Genomic DNA, 19,194 nt, shown 5'->3' on the forward strand with positions numbered 1-19,194 from the left:
CATCTCTACCATCGCGTGTGGTCGGGATCACAGACGTTCTCTACCGGAGGAATCTGGTTGCTGTAAGCACCCAATCATGCGGGCGTGCCGCTTAACGGACGAACCCGCCCCGGGGTCCGGGGCGGGTTCGTCGGGTACAGCCGGACGCTACTCGGGGACGGTCGCCTCGAGCGCTGCCGGGGAGTCCTCGAGCTCCTTGGGAGCACCGTGTCCGACGAAGGTGAAGATCGCGTCCACGCCTTCGCCCTCGACGTCGATGTCGATCCGCTCGCCCGACTTGATCTCGCCGAACAGGATCTTCTCCGAGAGCTGATCCTCGATCTCGCGCTGGATGGTGCGGCGCAGGGGCCGGGCCCCCATCGCGGGGTCGTAGCCACGGGTGGCGAGGAGGACCTTGGCCGCGGGGGTCAGGGCGATCGTCATGCCCTTGTCCGCCATGCGTCCGCTCAGCCGTGCGAGGAACAGGTCGACGATCTCGACGATCTCGTCCTGCGTCAGCTGCGGGAACACCACGGTGTCGTCGACACGGTTGAGGAATTCGGGCCGGAAGTGCTGCTTGAGCTCCTCCTGCACCTTGGCCTTCATCCGGTTGTAGCTCGTCGTGGTGTCGGTGCCGGACTGGAAGCCCGTCATGACGCCCTTCGAGATGTCGCGGGTACCGAGGTTGGTGGTCATGATGATCACCGTGTTCTTGAAGTCCACCATGCGGCCCTGGCTGTCGGTCAGGCGTCCGTCCTCGAGGATCTGCAGCAGCGAGTTGAAGAGGTCGGCGTGCGCCTTCTCCACCTCGTCGAACAGCACCACGGAGAACGGCTTGCGGCGGACCTTCTCGGTCAGCTGGCCGCCCTCCTCGTAACCCACGTAGCCCGGAGGGGCACCGAAGAGTCGCGAGACGGTGTGCTTCTCGGAGTACTCGGACATGTCCAGCGTGATGAGGGCGTCCTCCTCGCCGAACAGGAATTCCGCGAGGGCCTTGGCGAGCTCGGTCTTGCCGACGCCCGTGGGGCCGGCGAAGATGAACGAGCCGCCCGGGCGCTTCGGATCCTTCAGGCCGGCACGCGTACGGCGGATGGCCTGGGAGATGGACTTGATGGCCTCGTTCTGCCCGATGACCCGCTTGTGCAGCTCGGACTCCATGTTAAGCAGTCGCGAGGACTCGGCCTCGGTCAGCTTGAACACGGGGATGCCGGTGGAGTTCGCCAGCACCTCGGCGATGAGTTCCTCATCCACCTCGGCGATGTCGTCGAGTCCGCCGGACTTCCAGCGGCGCTCCTTGTCGCTGCGCTCGTCGTGGAGCTTCTGCTCCTTGTCGCGCAGCGATGCGGCACCCTCGAAGTCCTGGGAGTCGATGGCCGACTCCTTCTCGCGCTTGACGTCCGCGATGCGGTCGTCGATCTCCTTCAGTTCCGGCGGGGCCGTCATCCGGCGGATACGCAGGCGCGCTCCCGCCTCGTCGATGAGGTCGATCGCCTTGTCCGGCAGGAAGCGGTCCGAGATGTAGCGCTCGGCCAGCGTCGCCGCGCTGGTCAGGGCGCCGTCCGTGATCGAGACGCGGTGGTGCGCCTCGTAGCGGTCACGGAGGCCCTTGAGGATCTCGATCGCATGGGCCACGGAGGGCTCGGCGACCTGGATGGGCTGGAAGCGGCGCTCGAGGGCGGCGTCCTTCTCGATGTGCTTGCGGTACTCGTCGAGCGTGGTGGCGCCGATGGTCTGGAGTTCGCCACGCGCGAGCATGGGCTTCAGGATCGATGCGGCGTCGATGGCACCCTCGGCGGCACCCGCACCCACCAGGGTGTGGATCTCGTCGATGAACAGGATGATGTCACCCCGGGTGCGGATCTCCTTGAGGACCTTCTTCAGCCGCTCCTCGAAGTCGCCGCGGTAGCGTGAGCCGGCCACGAGGGATCCGAGGTCGAGCGTGTACAGCTGCTTGTCCTTGATGGTCTCCGGGACGTCGCCGCGCACGATCGCCTGGGCGAGGCCCTCGACGACGGCGGTCTTGCCGACGCCCGGCTCACCGATGAGGACGGGGTTGTTCTTGGTACGGCGGGAGAGGACCTGCATGACGCGTTCCATCTCCTGCTCGCGCCCGATGACGGGGTCGAGCTTCGATTCGCGCGCCGCCTGCGTGAGGTTGCGTCCGAACTGGTCCAGCACCACCGAACCGGCGGGAGTCCCCTCCTGCTGCGGGCCGCCGGCAGCCGCCGGCTCCTTGCCCTGGTAACCGGACAGCAGCTGGATGACCTGCTGGCGGACACGGTTGAGGTCCGCGCCGAGCTTCACGAGGACCTGCGCGGCGACACCTTCACCCTCACGGATGAGTCCGAGCAGGATGTGCTCGGTGCCGATGTAGTTATGGCCGAGCTGGAGTGCCTCCCGCAGGGAGAGCTCCAGTACCTTCTTGGCCCGGGGGGTGAAGGGGATGTGACCGGACGGGGCCTGCTGGCCCTGCCCGATGATCTCCTGCACCTGCTCCCGCACGGCGCCCAGCGAGATGCTGAGCGACTCGAGGGCCTTGGCGGCCACACCCTCGCCCTCGTGGATGAGGCCAAGCAGGATGTGCTCGGTGCCGATGTAATTGTGGTTGAGCATGCGGGCCTCTTCCTGGGCCAGCACAACAACTCGACGGGCACGATCTGTAAATCTCTCAAACATCAGACACACACTCCTAGCTAACGCGTATTTCGATGCTACGGGGCCGGAGTGCGCTTTGGGCGCGTGTTCGCCACAGGCGAGATAACGCCGGAGGGCTACCGCTCCGGCGTCCGGTGGAGGCGGTCAGCGCTGGGCGGCGCGGTAGGCCTCGACGATCTCGCTGTTGACGCGCCCGCGGGAGGAGACGTCGTAGCCGTTCTCCCTCGCCCACTCGCGGATCTGGGCGGCCTCCTGGTTACGGGATGCAGCCGGCGCACCCGCGGTGGTCGACCGCTGCTTCGACTGGTTGCTGCGGCGTGCGGCACCCACGTAGTCGCCGAGTGCGGCACGGAGTTCCGAGGCGTGCGCCTCGGAGAGGTCGATCTCGTACTGCACGCCGTCCAGGCCGAATCGCACGGTCTCGTCGGCCTCGCCGCCGTCGATGTCATCGATGAGAATGATCTTTACTTTCTGCGCCACAATGATCTCCTACTTTTTTCCTCGATATCGATGTCCCCAGAACGATTATGGGCCACAATTCAATCGAGGTCAAAGAAGGAGATTCAGCCGGGGTTTATTTCCTGATCGCCTTTTTTATCGTCGCCTGATTCCCTGCGGCGCGCGTCCTCGGCGTCCTGCAATTCCTCGGCATGCGCCATCGCCTCCCGCTCCGCGCGGTCCGCGTTGAATATGGCCTTGATCACGAAGTAGAACAGGACGGCCAGACAGGCGGACGGCAGCAGTACTGCGACATATTCCATGGCTACTGGCCTGCCTCGGGCTTGAGAATGGGGAAGAGTATGGACTCGCGAATTCCGACGTTCGTGAAAAGCATCACGAGCCTGTCGATTCCGAGCCCGATCCCGCCCATGGGCGGAGCACCGTATTCGAGGGCCCGGAGGAAATCCTCGTCGAGCTGCATGGCCTCGTCGTCACCCGCGGCCGCCTGCCGCGACTGCTCCGTCAGCCGCTCGCGCTGGATGACGGGGTCGATGAGCTCGGAGAATGCCGTGCCGCGTTCCATCCCGCCGATGATGAGGTCCCAGGCCTCGATGAGCTGCGGGTCCTCGCGGTGGGGCCGCGCGAGGGGCTGGGCCGACGGGGGGTAGTCGTAGACGAAGGTCGGCTGGAGGAGCGTCGGCTCGACGATCTCGGAGAACAGCTCGAGGACCACCTTCTCCGCACCCCACGCCGGGTTGAGCTGGACCTCGTGGCGCTCCGCGATGATCCGGAGTTCCTCCACTGCGGTGTCCGGGGTGATGTCCTGTCCCACGGCGGTCGAGAGGCCCGGGTACACGCCGAGCCACGCCCAGTCGCCGTCGAGGTCGATCGTGCCCTTCGCCGTCTCGATGGTGCGGGAGCCGAGGAGGTCCGCGCAGGCGAGGATCATCTCCTTCATGCGGTCCGCCATGACGAACTGGTCCGCGTAGGCCTCGTAGCACTCGAGCATGGTGAATTCGGGGCTGTGCGTCGAATCGACGCCCTCGTTGCGGAAGATCCTGCCGATCTCGTAGACGCGGTCGATCCCGCCGACCACGGCGCGCTTCAGGTACAGCTCGAGGGCGATCCGGAGCGTCATCTTCTGGTCGAATGCATTGAGGTGCGTCTCGAACGGGCGGGCCGTGGCTCCGCCGTGCACGAGCTGGAGGATGGGGGTCTCCACCTCGATGTAGTCGTGGCGGTTGAGCGTCTCGCGCAGGGTCCGCGTGATGGCGGCGCGGGTCCGGACCATCTGGCGTGCTTCCTCGCGCACCATCAGGTCGACGTAGCGCTGGCGGACGCGCGTCTCCTCGTTCACCCCGGCGTGGAGCGTGGGCAGGGGGCGCAGCGCCTTCGACGCCATCGTCCAGGAGCCGGCCATGACGGACAGCTCGCCGCGGCGGGAGCTGATCACCTCGCCCTGCACCTGCACGTGGTCGCCGAGGTCCACGAGGGACTTCCACTCGGCGAGGCTGTCCGCGCCGATCTCGGCGAGGCTGAGCATGGCCTGGAGCCGGGTGCCGTCGCCTTCCTGCAGGGTGGCGAAGCACAGCTTGCCCGAGTTGCGGATGAACACCACGCGGCCGACGACGGCGACCCGGCTGCCGCTCGACTCGCCCGCGGCGAGGTCTGCGAATTCCTCCCGCACCTCGGCGAGCGCATGCGTCCGCTCGGGTCGCACCGGGTAGGGCTCCATCCCGGCGTCGAGCAGGGCTGCGCGCTTCTGCAGCCGGAAGCGCATCTGCTCGTTGAGGTCGTCCGGGGGGAGGGTTTCGTCAAGGGTCACGGAAGACAAGTTTACGGCTCCCCGCCGGGCCGGCGGTGGGCTGCCCGGTGTGCGTCAGCCCACAGGCGGCAGGAAGGCGTTGTCGATGAGCCGGACGGCGCCCACCCGCGCCGCCACGACCGCGAGGGGGCGGCCCGGGCGCGCGCCGTCCCCCGCCGGCGCGAACGACGACGGGTCGACGATCTCCAGGTAGTCGAGGTCCACGCCCTCCTCGGCGTCGACCTCCGCGCGGGCCGCGGGGAGGTCGAGGGGCGCGCCCGTCAGGGCGCGGCTCCGGAGCGTCTCCAGCACGCGCGGGAGGACCAGGGCCGCCCGGCGCTCGCCGGCGCCGAGGAAGCGGTTACGGCTGGACAGAGCCAGGCCGTCGGCGTCGCGCACGATGGGCACGCCCTCGATGCGGACGGGCACGTCGAGGTCGAGCACCATGCGGCGGACGAGCGCGAGCTGCTGCGCGTCCTTCTCGCCGAAGTACGCGCGGTAGTCGGCTTCCGTGCCGGGCAGCCCGAGATTGAGGAGCTTGGCGACGACGGTGAGCATGCCGTCGAAGTGGCCGGGCCGGGAGGCGCCCTCCAGCACCTCCCCCATGCGTCCGGCACTCAGGCGGACCAGCGGCTCGCCGCCGGGGTACATGTCCTGGACGGACGGGGCGAAGACGACGTCGACGCCGCACTCGCCGAGGAGCCGGAGGTCGTCGTCGAGCGTGCGCGGGTAGCGCTCGAGGTCCGCCGGGTCGCCGAACTGCAGGGGGTTCACGAAGATGGACGCGACGACGACGTCGGTGGCCTCCCGCGCGGTGCGGGCGAGCGTGGCATGGCCCTCGTGCAGGCCGCCCATGGTGGGTACGAGGCCGAGCGACGGCCGTCCGCCCTGCGCACGGGACCGGGCGTCGTCGAGGAGGGCGGTGGTGGCCGCGCGCAGGGCGGCAGGCGTGGAGACGAGGAGCGGGGTGGCCGGGCGGGGGGTGCCGGTCGGGGTCACGGGTGTCCTTCCGGGACGGGGGCGGGTGGTCGGGCAGGCGGGCGGAGAGGGGCCGGGCGGGGCCGGCGTGCCTTCGGGGGTGTCGTCGACGGTCGTCGTCGGGGGGTGTCAGGGTCGGACGTCCGGGGTACCGCCGGGCGGCTCGTCCGCAGGGGTGTCGGCGAGTACGGCGAGGATGGCCTGTCCCTGCGTGGGCGAGAGGATGCCCCGCTCGAGGGCGCGCAGGGCCGTGGCTCGCGCCATGCCGAGGTAGGCCTGCCGGGTGTCGGGGGCGTCGTGGGCGTCCAGCGCGGCCCGGTGGGCGCGGACCGTCCCGGCGTCGCCCCGGGCCACGGGGCCTGTCAGGGCACCCTCCCCGGACGACAGTGCGTTCTCGAGCGAGGCCTTCATGAGGGGGCCGAGCAGGCGGTCGGGGTGCTGGACCCCGATGTCCGTCAGGAGCTGCGCGGACTGGGCCGTGATCGTCACGAGGTGGTTGGACGCGTGGGCGAGGGCTGCGTGGTACAGCGCGCGGGACTCCTCCTCGATGACCACGGGCTCGGCCCCCATCTCGACGACGAGCGCCTGCGCGATCGGCAGCACCGCGGCGGGGGCGGTGATCCCGAACATGCAGTCCGGCAGCCGCCCCAGGTCGAGGCTCAGCCCCGTGAACGTCATGGCCGGATGGATGGCCAGGGGGATGGCGCCGGCCGCGCGGGCGGGCCCGAGGACCGAGGTGCCGTAGCGGCCGGAGGTGTGCACCACGAGCTGCCCGGCCTGCCATGCGCCCAGCTGTGCGAGGCCCTCGACCAGTTCGGGCAGGGCGTCGTCCGGTACGGCGAGCAGCACCAGCTCGGCGCGTTCGATGACATCCGGGACCTCCAGCACGGGCACCCCGGGCAGGAGGTTCTCGGCGCGCTCCCGACTCGCCTCGGACACGGCGGAGACGCCGACGACGGCGTGGCCCGCGGACCGCAGGGCCGCACCGAGGACGGCGCCGACCCTGCCGGCGCCGACGACGCCGACCCCGAGCCGCCCGGGGCGCCTCGAGGCGTCAGCGCCGGCCATCTGCGGGCTCCTCGCTCGGGGACGGAGCCGGGACGTAGCGCGGCACGTCGGGCATGACCTCGCGCACGGGGCCGGGAGCCGTCCCGGAGGTCTCGACGGGCTTCGGGGTCCCGGCGGGCTCCGGGGTCCCGGGTGCGGGGAGGGCCTCAGGCGTCCCCGGAAGCTGCTGCGTTCCTGGAGCCCCGAGGGTCGCGGGGGTCTCCGGGGTCCCTGGAAGCCGGGCGCCCGGGGTGGACGGGACCGCGTCGGACCGCCCGGAGAGGCCACCTCCGTCGCCGGACCGCACCCCGGCGCCGCCCTGCGCGGCGCTGCCGCCACCGCCATCGCCCGGTCCGGGGGCGTGCGAAGGGGGAACCGGGCCGCCGCCCGGAACGCCGACCGGCAGGTCGACCGCAGCACCGGCCGGGGGCGCGGCTACCGGGACGGGCTTCATCCACTGCTCGGGGCCGCTGCGGCGTCGCGCCTCCGCGGCCCGCGCCGCCTGCCCGTGGAAGAGCTGCCATGCGGTGTCGGAGTCGGCGAGGAACACGCGGGCGCTGACGGGCCCCGGCGTGGTCTGGAGCTGCAGGTCGGACACCCCGAAGCGTCGGTCCACGGGTCCCTGGTGGAGGGAGAGGGACTGGGTCCGCTCGTGCGGGACGACGACGAGCTGGCGCCACAGCACGCCGGAGCGCAGGAGCAGCGCCGTCCCCGTGACGGCGAAGCCGTTCCGCCGCCACGCGAGCGGCGCGAGCCACCGGGCGCGGCGTGGTGTGGTGACGAATCCTTCGCCGCCGTCGCGGCCGGCCATGCCCGCCGCGAAGACCTCGACGGGGCGCGGCGTCCCGGGATCGGGGAGCACCAGCGCTAGGGTCTGCAGCACCTCGTCGCGCGTCCCGACCGGCAGCAGGGTGGCCCGCGCCTGCCCCTCGCTGGAGACGGAGGCGCCGTAGCCCGCCACGTTCACGGTGACCCGGTACCAGCCCTTGAACCGCCAGAGCGGAGGCTGGACGATGCTGAGGGCCTGCACCCTGCCGGGCGGGACGGTCTGCGCCCTGGTGTCCAGCAGGCCGTAGCGCATCCTGATGCCGTCCGGGGAGGTGGCGGCACGGAAGTTGTAGCCGGTGTTGAGGGCGGACCAGTAGCCGCCGACCACGCCGATGAGGATGGGGATGAAGGACGTCGCGATGATCGGAGTCTCGAAGACGACGCCGAGCGTCACGACGACGACGGCCGCCACGACGAGCGCCACGGTCATCCCGGACAGGACGGCGGCCCCGATGACGCGGCCGGGCGGGATCGCCACCACCTCGCGCTCCGGCGCCTCGACGACCTCCTCGGGGTGGTCGGGGTCCGCATCCACCCCCGCCGCGCGCGCGAGGATCGTGGCGCGCAGCTTCCGGGCGTCGTCGAGCTTCAGGAAGGCGAGCCGGACGGCGGACTCGCCGGCATCGGCCACCTCGAACTTGAGTTCGGCCAGTCCGAAGATGCGGGCGAGGAACGGCTGGACGATGTCGATCGCCTGGACCCTGTCCAGCCTCGCCTGCCGCTGCTGGCGGAAGACGACGCCGGAGTGGACGCGCACGTGCTCGGCCGTCACCTGATAGCGCGTGAAGTACCAGGAGACGAGGAAGGCACCGGCCACGAGGAGGACGACCGCGAGGAGGACCCCGCCGGCGACCAGGACGCCGACGCCCTCGGGGAGCGGACCGCGCCCCCTGGTCTCCGCGGAGAACAGGCCCTCGAACCAGTCCCTGCCCACGAAGTAGAGGATCGCGACGAGCACGATCCAGCCGCGGACGAGCGGCGAGATGACGTGGACGCGCTGCCATGCGTCGGCGCCCGCGCCGGCCACGCCGTCGGGGGCGGGAGGCGGCGGCGTTCCGGAGGGACCGTTTGCCAGGGTCACAGCCCCGCCAGCCTGGCTTCTCCCCGCGCGGACAGCTGCTCGCGCAGGCGTGTGCCCTCCTCGGCCGGCAACCCGGGGATGAAGGCGTTGGTGGCGGGAGCGGCGGTGTGGAGCTTCAGGGTGCAGATCCCGTAGGCGCGTTCGAGGGGGCCGACGGCGACGTCGACGTACTGCATGCGGCCGTACGGGACCACCAGGGTGCGCTGGAAGAAGACGCCCTGGCGCACGAGGAGGTCGTCGTCGCGCTCGGCGTAGCCGATCGACGCGACCTGCCGCGGCAGCAGGAGTCCGCGCCAGGCGGACAGGACCAGCACGACGGCGGGCAGCCCCCACGCGAGCCACACGGGCGGGAAGGACTCCCAGATTTCCAGGAGGCGCAGCACCAGCGGGATGCTCGCCAGGACGAGCCAGACCAGTGATCCGATGAGCCAGCCGATGACCCTGACACGCAGGTACTTCGGCGACACCCTGGACCACTCGAGCCCGGACGGATCGATTGGTTCCCTACGCATACTCCCCCTCGCTGGAGCCCGCCGCGCCCGAGCCGTCGTCGTCGGGCGGAAGCCGGCAGAAGTCCTCGACGACCAATCCCACCATGATCATGATGATCCCACCCGCCATCAGGGCGGCCGAGCCCCACAGGGGCGCCGTGGCGGACCGCACCGGGAGGAGGGCCGCCTGGTCCACGAAGATCCCCGCGTGCCAGCCGAGGCTCAACGCTCCGGCGTATGCGCACGCCTGCGCGAGGACGAGGGTGCGGGTGGCCAGGATCGGGTCGAGCGGGCGGTCGTGGTCGCCGTTGCGCCAGCGGAGCACGCGCCGGCCGAAGACCAGGGTGATGCCGATGATGACCGCCGTCGTGACGAGCGATGTCAGGGGCAGGGTGGGCGTGCCGAAGCCGTTCCGCGTGGCGAGCCAGTTGACCAGCCAGCCGACGAATCCGGCCACCAGGCCGACCAGGGCCAACCAGCGGAACCGAAGGGTGCTCACAGCGTCCTAGACTCCCTCGAAGGGCACCAGGCCCGCAAGGTCCTCGGCCTCCGCGGCGAGTTCCACCACGGGCCGGCCGGCCAGGACGGCCCCCGAGTCCATCCACGCCCACGGCTGCAGGACGAAGGCCCGCGACGCCGCACGCGGGTGCGGGATGGTGAGGGTCTCGTCGTCCGACGTCCAGGTGCCGTAGGTGATGATGTCGACGTCGAGCGTCCGCGGCCCCCACCGCTCCGTGCGCTTGCGGTGGTGCCGTTCCTCGACGGCCCGGCAGTGCTCGAGGAGCTCGTACGGGCCGAGGTCCGTCTCGACCTCGATGACCATGTTGAGGTAGTCGGGCTGCTCGGGCCCGCCCACCGGCTTGGTCCGCACGACGGGCGAGACGCCGTGGAGGCGGACGTGATCCGATTCCACGAGGTCCGCGACGGCGCGCACCAGGGTGTCGTTGCTGGCGCCGAGGTTGCTGCCGAGGGCGAGCACGGACCTGACGGTGCCGCTCACGCCCTGCTCCTGCGCAGCGTGACGGCCACGTCGCCGAAGGGCACCTCGATGGGTGCCTGCGGCTTGTGGACCGTGACGTCGACGGCGGCGACCGGGAAGGACCCGAGGACGGACGCCGCGATGGTCTCGGCGAGGGCCTCGATGAGGTCGAACGGCCCGCCCTCGATGATCCCGTGCACCAGGTCGGCGAGCTCCCCGTAATGGGCGGTCCGCGCGAGGTCGTCGCTCGTCCCGGCGGGCTGCAGGTCGAGGTGGAGGACGATGTCGACGACGAAGGGCTGCCCGTCACGGCGCTCGTGGTCGAAGATGCCGTGGTAGCCCGTCGCGGTGATGCCCCTCAGCGTGACGGCGTCGAGGTCCCCCGACGGTGAGCCGGGGCGGCCTGGGGCGGACCGGACCGTCACGGGCGGGGGCCGGTGGCGGCGGCGACCTTGACGGCGTCGAGCGTCGCGGCCGGGTCGTGGACGCGCACGCCCCATGCGCCGCCCGCGGCGGCGAGGGTCGCGACGGCGAGCGAAGCGGGTCCGCGCTCGTCGGGCGTCGCTGCCTTCCCCGCGGACGTCAGCAGTGTGCCGAGGAAACGCTTGCGGGACGCTCCCACGAGCACGCGGTGGCCCATCCCGGTGAAGGCGTCCAGGTGCCGGAGGATGGCCCAGTTGTGCTCGTCGGTCTTCGCGAAACCCAGTCCCGGATCGAGGATGATCCGGTCCGCGGCGACGCCGGCCGCGACGAAGCGGTCCCGCAGAGCGGCGAGCTCAGCGGTCACCTCGGCGACGACGTCGTCGTACTCCGCCAGGGCGTCCATGGTGGCGGCGGTCCCTCGGCGGTGGGTCAGGATGTAGGGCACGCCGCGTTCGGCGACCAGGGCAGGCATCGCGGGATCGAGCTCGGCGCCCGAGATGTCGTTGATGATGGCGGCTCCGGCGTCGAGGGCCTGCCGCGCCGTCTCCGCGTGCATGGTGTCGATGCTGACGAGGGCTCCCGCCTTCACGAGCGCCGCGACCACGGGGAGGACGCGCGCGAGCTCCTCCTCGACCGGCACCTCCCGGGCGTTGGGCCGTGTGGACTCGCCGCCGACGTCGATGATGTCGGCTCCGCCGTAGTGCATGCGGAGGCCGTGGCCGATCGCGTCGTCGGTGCCGGCGTACCTGCCGCCGTCGCTGAAGGAATCCGGGGTGACGTTGAGGATCCCCATGACGACGGCGCGGTCCGAGGGCAGGTCCCGCAGGGTCTTGGCCGCGCGGACCGGCCGGATGACCGGCAGCGGCGACGTGGCCGGTCCTGTCCCGGGCGCTGCTGCGAGAGAATCCATCAGGTGGTCCTACCTTCCGAGTATGAGGCTCATGGCCTCGGCGCGCGTCGCCGTCTCGCGGATCTGACCGCGGACGGCGGACGTGACGGTCTTCGCGCCGGGCTTCCGCACCCCGCGCATCGACATGCACATGTGCTCGCATTCGATGACGACGATCGCGCCCTTGGGCTTCAGGTGTTCCATCATCGCATCGACGATCTGCGTCGTCAGCCGCTCCTGGATCTGCGGCCTGCGGGCGTAGACCTCGACGAGCCGTGCCAGCTTGCTCAGACCGGTCACGCGGCCGTCCACCGAGGGGATGTAGCCGACGTGGGCGCTTCCGTGGAACGGCACCAGGTGGTGCTCGCACGTCGAGTAGAACGGGATGTCCTTCACCAGGACGAGCTCCTGGTGGTCCAGGTCGAAGGAGGTCGAGAGGACCTCGCCGGCGTCCTGGTGGAGACCGGCGAACATCTCCGCGTACGCCTTCGCGACCCGCTTCGGGGTCTCGAGCAGGCCGTCGCGGTCAGGGTCCTCGCCGATGGCCGCCAGGATCTCCCGCACCGCCCGCTGGATGCGGAGCTGGTCGACGGGCGATCCGGTGGCGACCAGGGCGGCGTCCACCACTTCGTCGTCGAAATCTGTCACGGGTCATCTCCCCTTCGTTGGCGCTGCCGCCGGCCCTCTGGCCGGCGGCGTCCTGCGGACTAGCTGTCCCGTGGCTCGCGGGAGCCCTCGTTCGACGCGGGCGAGGGCAGCTCCGAGCCCCGGACATCGAAGTCGCCGGGGAGGTCGGCGTCGGCGATCTGGTCCTGCGGGGCGACGGACTCCGGCGCGGGCCGGCCGCTCTCCAGCGCTTCGGCACGCTCCTTCGCGGAGGTGACGGGAGGCAGGGAATGCACGGGGCGGGTCTGCTTGGACAGCCACACCTCGCGCAGCTCGCGCTGCCGGACGGCGGAGAACACCTCGGCGATCTCGGCCTGGTTGAGGGTCTCGCGCTCGAGCAGTTCGAGGGCGATACGGTCGAGCACGTCGCGGTTCTCGGTGAGGATCTGGTACGCCTCGTCATGGGCGTTGTCGATCAGGCGGCGTACCTCCTCGTCGACCACGAGGGCGATCTGGTCGGAGTAGTCGCGGTCGCTGCCCATGTCGCGGCCGAGGAACGGCTCGCCGGCACCCTGTCCCAGCTTCACCGCGCCGATGCGCTCGCTCATGCCGTACTGGGTGACCATCTTCCGCGCGGTGCCGGTGGCCTTCTCGATGTCGTTCGAGGCGCCCGTGGACGGGTCGTGGAAGACGATCTCCTCGGCGACCCGACCGCCCATCGCGTACGCGAGCTGGTCGAGCAGCTCGTTCCTCGTCACCGAGTACTTGTCGTCGCTCGGCATCACCATGGTGTAACCCAGGGCGCGTCCGCGCGGCAGGATGGTCACCTTGGTCACCGGGTCCGTGTTGCGCAGGGCCGCGGCCACGAGTGCATGGCCGCCCTCGTGGTAGGCGGTGATCTTCCGCTCGAGTTCCTTCATCACGCGGCTGCGCTTCTGGGGGCCGGCGATGACGCGGTCGATGGCCTCGTCGAGTGCGCGGTCGTCGATCAGCTGGGCGTTCGAACGGGCCGTGAGGAGCGCGGCCTCGTTGAGGACGTTCGCGAGGTCGGCGCCGGTGAAGCCCGGGGTCTTCTTCGCGACGCCCTTCAGGTCCACACCGGATGCCATCGGCTTGCCCTTGGAGTGCACGGACAGGATGTGCTCGCGGCCCCTCATGTCCGGCGCCTCGACGCCGATCTGGCGGTCGAACCGGCCCGGGCGCAGGAGGGCAGGGTCGAGGACGTCGGGGCGGTTGGTCGCGGCGATGAGGATCACGTTGGTGGTGGCGTCGAAGCCGTCCATCTCGACCAGGAGCTGGTTGAGGGTCTGCTCGCGCTCGTCGTTGCCGCCGCCCACCCCGGCACCGCGGTGGCGTCCGACGGCGTCGATCTCGTCCACGAAGATGATGGCGGGCGAGTTGTTCTTCGCCTGCTCGAAGAGGTCACGGACGCGGGATGCGCCCACGCCGACGAACATCTCGACGAAGTCGGAGCCCGAGATGGAGTAGAAGGGGACACCGGCCTCGCCGGCGACCGCGCGGGCGAGGAGGGTCTTGCCGGTACCGGGAGGCCCGTACAGGAGGACGCCCTTCGGGATCTTGGCGCCGAGGGCCTGGAACTTCGCCGGCTCCTGCAGGAACTCCTTGATCTCCAGCAGCTCCTCGACGGCCTCGTCAGCGCCGGCGACGTCGTTGAAGGTCACCTGGGGCATGTCCTTGTTGATGAGCTTGGCCTTGGACTTGCCGAACTGCATGACCTTCGACCCGCCGCCCTGCATGCGGCTGAGGAGGAACCAGAAGATGACGCCGAGGATGAGGATCGGGAAGATCAGGCCGGCGAGGCTCAGCAGCCAGTTGCTCTCGGCGGGCTGGTCGGTGAAGCCGTCCGTGTCCGAGGTGTTGATGGCGTCGACGACACCCTCGGCGCGCGCGGAGCTGTAGAAGAACTGGACGCTCTTGCCCTTGTCCTCGTAGTCGTCGCGGAGGGTGAGGTCCACGCGCTGCTCGCCGTCGTAGATCTTGGCCTGCGAGACCTGGTCATCTTCGAGGAGCTGGAGCCCGACGTTGGTGTCGACGCGGGAGCTTCCGGTGCCGAAGAGGCTCGGCAGGACCAGCAGGAGAGCCACGACCCCCAGGACGATCCAGAAGATGGGCCCCTTGAAGATGTTCTTGAATTTCATTCGTCTCAGGGCAGCAAGCCCTGTCCCTCCTGCTGATGCAAGTAAAAATATGCCGGCGCATTGCCGTGCGGGTGCCAGATGAGCACCTCAACATATACACCGTTCCAGATTCACCACGCGCACATCGGGCCGATAGTTCCCTCTTGGCGTAGTGCCCGCGTGCAGCGAGGGACCCGCTATTCGTAGACGTGCGGCGCGAGGGTACCGATGAAATCGAGGTTGCGGTACTTCTCCGCGAAGTCGAGGCCGTAGCCGACGACGAATTCATTGGGGATGTTGTAGCCCACGTACTTCACGTCGATCTCCACCTTCGCGGCGTCCGGCTTGCGCAGGAGCGTGCAGATCTCGACCGACGCGGGACCCCGTGACAGGAGGTTCGCCTTGAGCCAGGACAGCGTCAGGCCCGAGTCGATGATGTCCTCGGCGATCAGGACGTGCTTGCCCATGAGGTCCGTCTCGAGGTCCTTGATGATCCGGACGACGCCCGAGGACTGCGTGCCGGACCCGTAGGACGAGACGGCCATCCAGTCCATCGTGATGTGGGAGTGGAGCGCGCGGGCGAGGTCCGCCATGACCATGACGGCACCCTTGAGGACGCCGACGAGGAGGATGTCCCGGCCCTGGTAGTCGGCGTCGATCTGCTGTGCCAGCTCGTTGATCCGCTGCTGGATCTCCTCCTTGGTGTAGAGGACGTGCTTGAGGTCCGACCGGACGTCGTTGGAATCCACCGATTACTCCTGGGTTGCACGGCGTGAGTGCATCACGCCGGGGCCATCGTTGCTGCCATTGTTACCAAGGACAAGATTGCCATAGCTTGCATCCCCCCGGAGAACAGCGCGTCCGCGTACCTGTCGGTGGACGGTCACCTTCCCGCCCAGCTGCACCGGTCCGGCGGACCCTTTCCTCTCCAGCAGCGACTCCGCGGCGCGGAGGCGTTCGAAGCTCGGCTGGAACGCGCCGAGCTCGAGGGCCGCGAGGGCGAGGACGCGTTGCCGCAGTGCGGCCGGGAGCCCCCGCAGGCCGTCCTCCGGCAGCAGGATCGAGCCGTCGTCGCCGGCAAGCCGCAGGGCGGCGTACGCCTCGGCGCTCAGCCGTTCGAGGAGGTCCGCGTCCTGCCCGAGGATGCGGGCGGTCCGCGCCAGTGCCTGGGCGATCCCCGGCCCGAGCCGGTCCTCGAGGAACGGCAGCACCTCGCCGCGCACGCGGGAGCGGGCGAAGGCGGGGTCGAGGTTGGACGGATCGTGCCAGGGCTCGAGCCCGTAGAAGGCGCAGATGGCCTCGGTCTCGGCGCGGCGGAGCTCGAGGAACGGGCGGACGTAGAGGTCGCGGCGTGCCGGCATCCCGGCGAGGGAGCGCGTGCCGGAACCGCGGGCGAGGCCGAGCAGGACCTGCTCCGCCTGGTCGTCGAGGGTGTGCCCGAGCAGCACGGCGGCGGCTCCGAGGCGCGCGGCGGCGGCATCGAGCGCGGCATAGCGGGCACTCCGGGCCGCGGCCTCCGGACCCATGCCGCCGCCGTCCACGACGACCCGTTGCACCTCGACGGGATCGAGGCCGAGGCCCCGTACCGCGGCCGCCGCCTGCTCCGCCGTCGCGGCACTGCCGGGCTGGAGTCCGTGGTCGACGACGACGGCGCCGACCCGGCAACGCCCCGTGGAGGCCAGGTGCGCGGCGACGGCCGCGAGCGCGAGGGAATCGGGGCCGCCGCTGCAGGCGACGAGGACGAGGGGGAGCTCCTTCGACGGCGGGGCGGCACCGGCGCTCCCGGCCGGGCTGCCGGGGCCCGCCGGCGGTTCACCCGGACCGCGTCCGCGTCGCGGCGCCGGCTCGGCGAGGATCCCGCCGAGCCCTGCTGCCAGCAGGTTGCGGGCCGTGCCGACCGCGGGAAGCAGCCGCGGCCGTCTAGCCACGGCGCAGGCTCATCCTGTCGATCCATTCGTCGGGTGCGTGGATCTCCTGCTCGGTGGGCAGGTGCGACGCCGACTCCCACACCGCGTTGAAGCCCTCCATGCCGGTCTGGCTGACGACCCTCCGGACGAACTTCGAGCCGTCGCTGTACTGGCGCATCTTGGCGTCGAGCCCCAGGAGCTGCCGGATGACCTTCTCCAGCGGGCCGCGGGACTTCCCGCGGGCGTTGAAGCGGCGGCGGATGGTCTTGACCGACGGCACGATACTCCCGTCCACGCCGTCCATCACGACGTTCGCGTGGCCCTCGAGCAGGCTCATGACCGCGGTGAGGTGGGAGAGGCGGGCCTTGTCGTCGGGATCCTGGAGGATCGACAGCACGCCCATGTCCTGCGACGGGGTGTCCGCCGCCGTGCCCTCGCCGCGCGCTCGTGCCTTCGCGGCCGTGATGTTCTTCACGGCAGCCCCGAGCCGGTCGGAGAGCGAGTCGGCCTTGTCGACGAGCCCCGAGGTCAGCTCCCCGATGTGGCCGGTCATGTGGTCCTTCAGCCAGGGCGCGGCGGCGAACTGCACGCGGTGCGTCTGCTCGTGGAGGCACACCCAGAGACGGAAGTCGGACGGGTCGACGTTCAGTTCCCGTTCGACCGAGATGATGTTCGGCGCCACGAGCATGAGCCGGCCCCCCTGCCCGTTGCGCGAGGGCACGAACGGGTCGTACTGGCCCAGCACCTTGCTGGAGAGGAACGCGAGGATGGCGCCCAGCTGGGCGCCGGTGACGGTCCCGCCGAGGACCAGGGACGCGGACTTGAGGACCTCGGGGCGCGACGACGCGAGCTGGTCCAGCGCGGGTTCCATGAGGGTGCGGAAGCTCTGCGAGTTGGCCTTCGACCAGGAGGCGCGGTCCACGATCAGCAGTTCCGAGTCGCGGAGGTCCCGCGCGGCGTCGAGCCGGGAGATGGCGTGGACGTGGCCCACGGACGCGTCGGCGAGCTCGCGCATGTTCTGGACGGCGCGGGCGATGTCGGCGGGTTTCATGGTGGGCCCGGCGGGAGTCAGGGACGCTGCGGTCGAGGCCGCGACGTCCCAGTTGACCAGCTGCGGGCGGGGGGTTGCGGACTCGTTCCTGGACATGCGCCTATTCGATCACATCCCGCTGACCGCGGCTCCCAGCCGCCGGTGGGCCGGCGACCGGGCGGAAGTGTGCGGGGTGCCTGCGGTGGGCCGCCGTGGGCCGCCGTGGGCCGCCATGGAGCCGGCCGCCGCGCCGGGTGCCCAAACCCGGGGGAACGCCCCACCGGCCCTGCGCCGCCGCGCCGGGTGTGCGGCCCGGCGGAGGGTGTGCGGCCCGGCGGAGGGGAGACGCCCCACCCGGACTAGCGGCAACCGCATCCTGCGAGGACGGCGGCCGCGCCGTCCGCGGCGGCCCGTGCCTCGACCGTGTTGCCCTCGAGGCCCAGCGCGAGGAAGGAGAACACGAGCAGACGGCCGTCCGCCGTGACCACGTGCCCGGAGAGTCCCGTGACGGCGTTCAGTGTCCCGGTCTTCGCCCGGACCACGCCCGCGCCCGCCCTGGCCGGACCGTCGTCGACCGTGAAACGGGTCGCGAGGGTGCCGGTCGCGCCGGCGATCGGCAGGGACTGCGCGACGGCGGCGAGCCCCGGCTCGTCGGAGGTGGTGGTCCCGCGGACCAGCACCGCGAGCTGTTCCGGCGAGACCGCGTTGCGGACGGACAGTCCCGCCGCGTCGCCGACGAGGAGCCCCTCCTGGGGGACACCGAGCCGGTCGGCTGCGGCGGTGAGCGCCTCGGTGGCTCCCCCGAAGGACGCCGGGCGCCCGCTGTCGAGGGCGGCGACGCGCGCCAGCGCCTCGGCCAGGTAGTTGTCCGAGATCTCCAGCATCCGGCGCATCTGGTCCGCCAGCGGCGCCGACTCCACGGCGGCCAGCGGCTCGGCGTCCTCCGGTGCGACGGACCGCTGCACGTCGGGTCGGATCAGGATGCCGCGCTCGCCGGCGGCGGTGGCGAGGGCCGCGGTGAACACCCGGGCAGCGTCGAGGGCCGCGTCCTGCGAGCGCGGGCCACCGGAGCGTCCCTCCTCGAGCCACGCCGAGTTCATCGCGAGCGCGTGGAGCGGGGCGACCTCGCCTGCCCGGACGTCGCCCTCCGCCCAGGTCGGGTTCAGGCTCGCCCCCTCGAACAGGGAGTCGTCGAGGTGGACCGAGTACGGTCCGGAGCCCTCCGGGAGGGCGGCGGCCGTGTCTGCGGCGAGCGTGCCGAGGCCCGCCCGGCCGACGACGGCGCCCGGGTCGGAGGGGCCGGACCCGAGGAGGACGTCGCCGCCGCCATGGAGGAAGAGGGTCCCGGCCCTGGTGTCCGAGGCGAGGACCGAGGTCGTGAGCGTGCTCCCGGGCCGCCCGAACGTCATGGAGGCGACAGCGGTGAACAGCTTGATGTTGGAGGCCGGGGCCTGCACGCGGCCGGCGTCGCGCGCATAGAGGACCGTGCCGTCCGCCGAGTCGACGACGGTTCCCGCGAAGCTGCCCGGACCCGCGAACTGGAGGGCTGCCTCGAGCTGCGGGCCGAGCACCGCCGGGTCGGGGGCGGGGGCCGACGGCGGGAGCGGGGTCACGACGTCGGGAACGGCCACCGCCGTGGGCGGGATCTGCAGCGCGGGTGTGACGGGCGGCTCGACCGGCGCGGGCGGGTGGACGGCGGCGAGGACGCCCGGCACGAGATGGGTGGCCAGGGGCACCGCGAGCGCCACCATGACCAGGACGAGGAGGAGACCGGTCAGCAGGCGGAGCGGGCGCACACGGTGTCCTTTCTCGAGCTTTCGCGGGCAGCACCGAATCCACGGGGAAATGCTCGGGTACCGGCGGCCGACCGATATGTTAGGGCTGACGATTAACAGTAGACCGGCGCGGCGCCCTTCTC

18 protein-coding genes are annotated in these 19,194 nt (G+C 71.0%); all 18 read right to left on the reverse strand.

Going from position 1 to position 19,194, the window contains the following annotated elements; all coding sequences use genetic code 11:
* Positions 1-147 precede the first annotated feature (147 nt).
* Positions 148-2,655: an ATP-dependent Clp protease ATP-binding subunit gene (locus tag CXQ97_RS12070; protein ID WP_104181117.1), complete on the reverse strand. Its 2,508-nt coding sequence runs from the start codon at positions 2,653-2,655 to the stop codon at positions 148-150.
* A 123-nt stretch (positions 2,656-2,778) separates the two neighbouring features.
* On the reverse strand, positions 2,779-3,114 hold the full coding sequence (locus tag CXQ97_RS12075) for an Lsr2 family protein (RefSeq protein WP_104181118.1): 336 nt from the start codon (positions 3,112-3,114) through the stop codon (positions 2,779-2,781).
* Between the two features lie 83 nt (positions 3,115-3,197).
* A complete protein-coding gene (locus CXQ97_RS12080; protein WP_104181119.1) occupies positions 3,198-3,395 on the reverse strand; it encodes a hypothetical protein in 198 nt (65 codons plus the stop codon).
* A 2-nt stretch (positions 3,396-3,397) separates the two neighbouring features.
* Complete coding sequence (lysS, locus tag CXQ97_RS12085) at positions 3,398-4,900, reverse strand: lysine--tRNA ligase (protein WP_258062528.1); 1,503 nt, start codon at positions 4,898-4,900, stop codon at positions 3,398-3,400.
* Positions 4,901-4,954: 54 nt separating this feature from the next.
* Complete coding sequence (panC, locus tag CXQ97_RS12090; RefSeq protein ID WP_104181120.1) at positions 4,955-5,878, reverse strand: pantoate--beta-alanine ligase; 924 nt, start codon at positions 5,876-5,878, stop codon at positions 4,955-4,957.
* A 108-nt stretch (positions 5,879-5,986) separates the two neighbouring features.
* Positions 5,987-6,925 (reverse strand): Rossmann-like and DUF2520 domain-containing protein, encoded by a 939-nt coding sequence (locus CXQ97_RS12095; protein ID WP_104181121.1) that lies wholly within the window; start codon positions 6,923-6,925, stop codon positions 5,987-5,989.
* Positions 6,912-8,813, reverse strand: coding sequence for a PH domain-containing protein (locus CXQ97_RS12100; protein ID WP_306739910.1), 1,902 nt, complete (start codon positions 8,811-8,813; stop codon positions 6,912-6,914). The genes CXQ97_RS12095 and CXQ97_RS12100 overlap by 14 nt, the downstream gene beginning before the upstream one ends.
* Positions 8,810-9,325: a PH domain-containing protein gene (locus tag CXQ97_RS12105; RefSeq protein ID WP_104181122.1), complete on the reverse strand. Its 516-nt coding sequence runs from the start codon at positions 9,323-9,325 to the stop codon at positions 8,810-8,812. Before CXQ97_RS12105 ends, CXQ97_RS12100 begins: the two co-directional genes overlap by 4 nt.
* Entirely contained in the window at positions 9,318-9,803 is a 486-nt protein-coding gene (locus CXQ97_RS12110; RefSeq protein WP_104181123.1) for a DUF3180 domain-containing protein, read from the reverse strand. Before CXQ97_RS12110 ends, CXQ97_RS12105 begins: the two co-directional genes overlap by 8 nt.
* Before the next feature lie 6 nt (positions 9,804-9,809).
* A complete protein-coding gene (folK, locus tag CXQ97_RS12115) occupies positions 9,810-10,304 on the reverse strand; it encodes a 2-amino-4-hydroxy-6-hydroxymethyldihydropteridine diphosphokinase (protein WP_104181124.1) in 495 nt (164 codons plus the stop codon).
* A complete protein-coding gene (folB, locus tag CXQ97_RS12120) occupies positions 10,301-10,708 on the reverse strand; it encodes a dihydroneopterin aldolase (RefSeq protein ID WP_258062529.1) in 408 nt (135 codons plus the stop codon). Before folB ends, folK begins: the two co-directional genes overlap by 4 nt.
* A complete protein-coding gene (gene folP / locus CXQ97_RS12125; protein ID WP_104181126.1) occupies positions 10,705-11,616 on the reverse strand; it encodes a dihydropteroate synthase in 912 nt (303 codons plus the stop codon). Before folP ends, folB begins: the two co-directional genes overlap by 4 nt.
* A 9-nt stretch (positions 11,617-11,625) precedes the next feature.
* Positions 11,626-12,243 (reverse strand): GTP cyclohydrolase I FolE, encoded by a 618-nt coding sequence (folE, locus tag CXQ97_RS12130; protein WP_104181127.1) that lies wholly within the window; start codon positions 12,241-12,243, stop codon positions 11,626-11,628.
* A gap of 59 nt (positions 12,244-12,302) precedes the next feature.
* Positions 12,303-14,360: an ATP-dependent zinc metalloprotease FtsH gene (gene ftsH, locus CXQ97_RS12135; RefSeq protein WP_104181128.1), complete on the reverse strand. Its 2,058-nt coding sequence runs from the start codon at positions 14,358-14,360 to the stop codon at positions 12,303-12,305.
* A 176-nt stretch (positions 14,361-14,536) separates the two neighbouring features.
* Positions 14,537-15,088, reverse strand: coding sequence for a hypoxanthine phosphoribosyltransferase (gene hpt / locus CXQ97_RS12140; RefSeq protein ID WP_104181129.1), 552 nt, complete (start codon positions 15,086-15,088; stop codon positions 14,537-14,539).
* A gap of 3 nt (positions 15,089-15,091) precedes the next feature.
* On the reverse strand, positions 15,092-16,267 hold the full coding sequence (gene tilS, locus CXQ97_RS12145; RefSeq protein ID WP_258062530.1) for a tRNA lysidine(34) synthetase TilS: 1,176 nt from the start codon (positions 16,265-16,267) through the stop codon (positions 15,092-15,094).
* The gene (locus CXQ97_RS12150; protein ID WP_104181130.1) at positions 16,260-17,393 is read right to left on the reverse strand and encodes a zinc-dependent metalloprotease; all 1,134 of its coding nucleotides are present in this window, start codon (positions 17,391-17,393) and stop codon (positions 16,260-16,262) included. Before CXQ97_RS12150 ends, tilS begins: the two co-directional genes overlap by 8 nt.
* A 242-nt stretch (positions 17,394-17,635) precedes the next feature.
* On the reverse strand, positions 17,636-19,072 hold the full coding sequence (dacB, locus tag CXQ97_RS12155; RefSeq protein ID WP_104181131.1) for a D-alanyl-D-alanine carboxypeptidase/D-alanyl-D-alanine-endopeptidase: 1,437 nt from the start codon (positions 19,070-19,072) through the stop codon (positions 17,636-17,638).
* Between the last annotated feature and the right edge of the window lie 122 nt (positions 19,073-19,194).

Origin of the sequence: Arthrobacter sp. B0490 (genome assembly GCF_002929355.1) — a bacterium.
Taxonomy (GTDB): Bacteria; Actinomycetota; Actinomycetes; order Actinomycetales; family Micrococcaceae; genus Arthrobacter_D.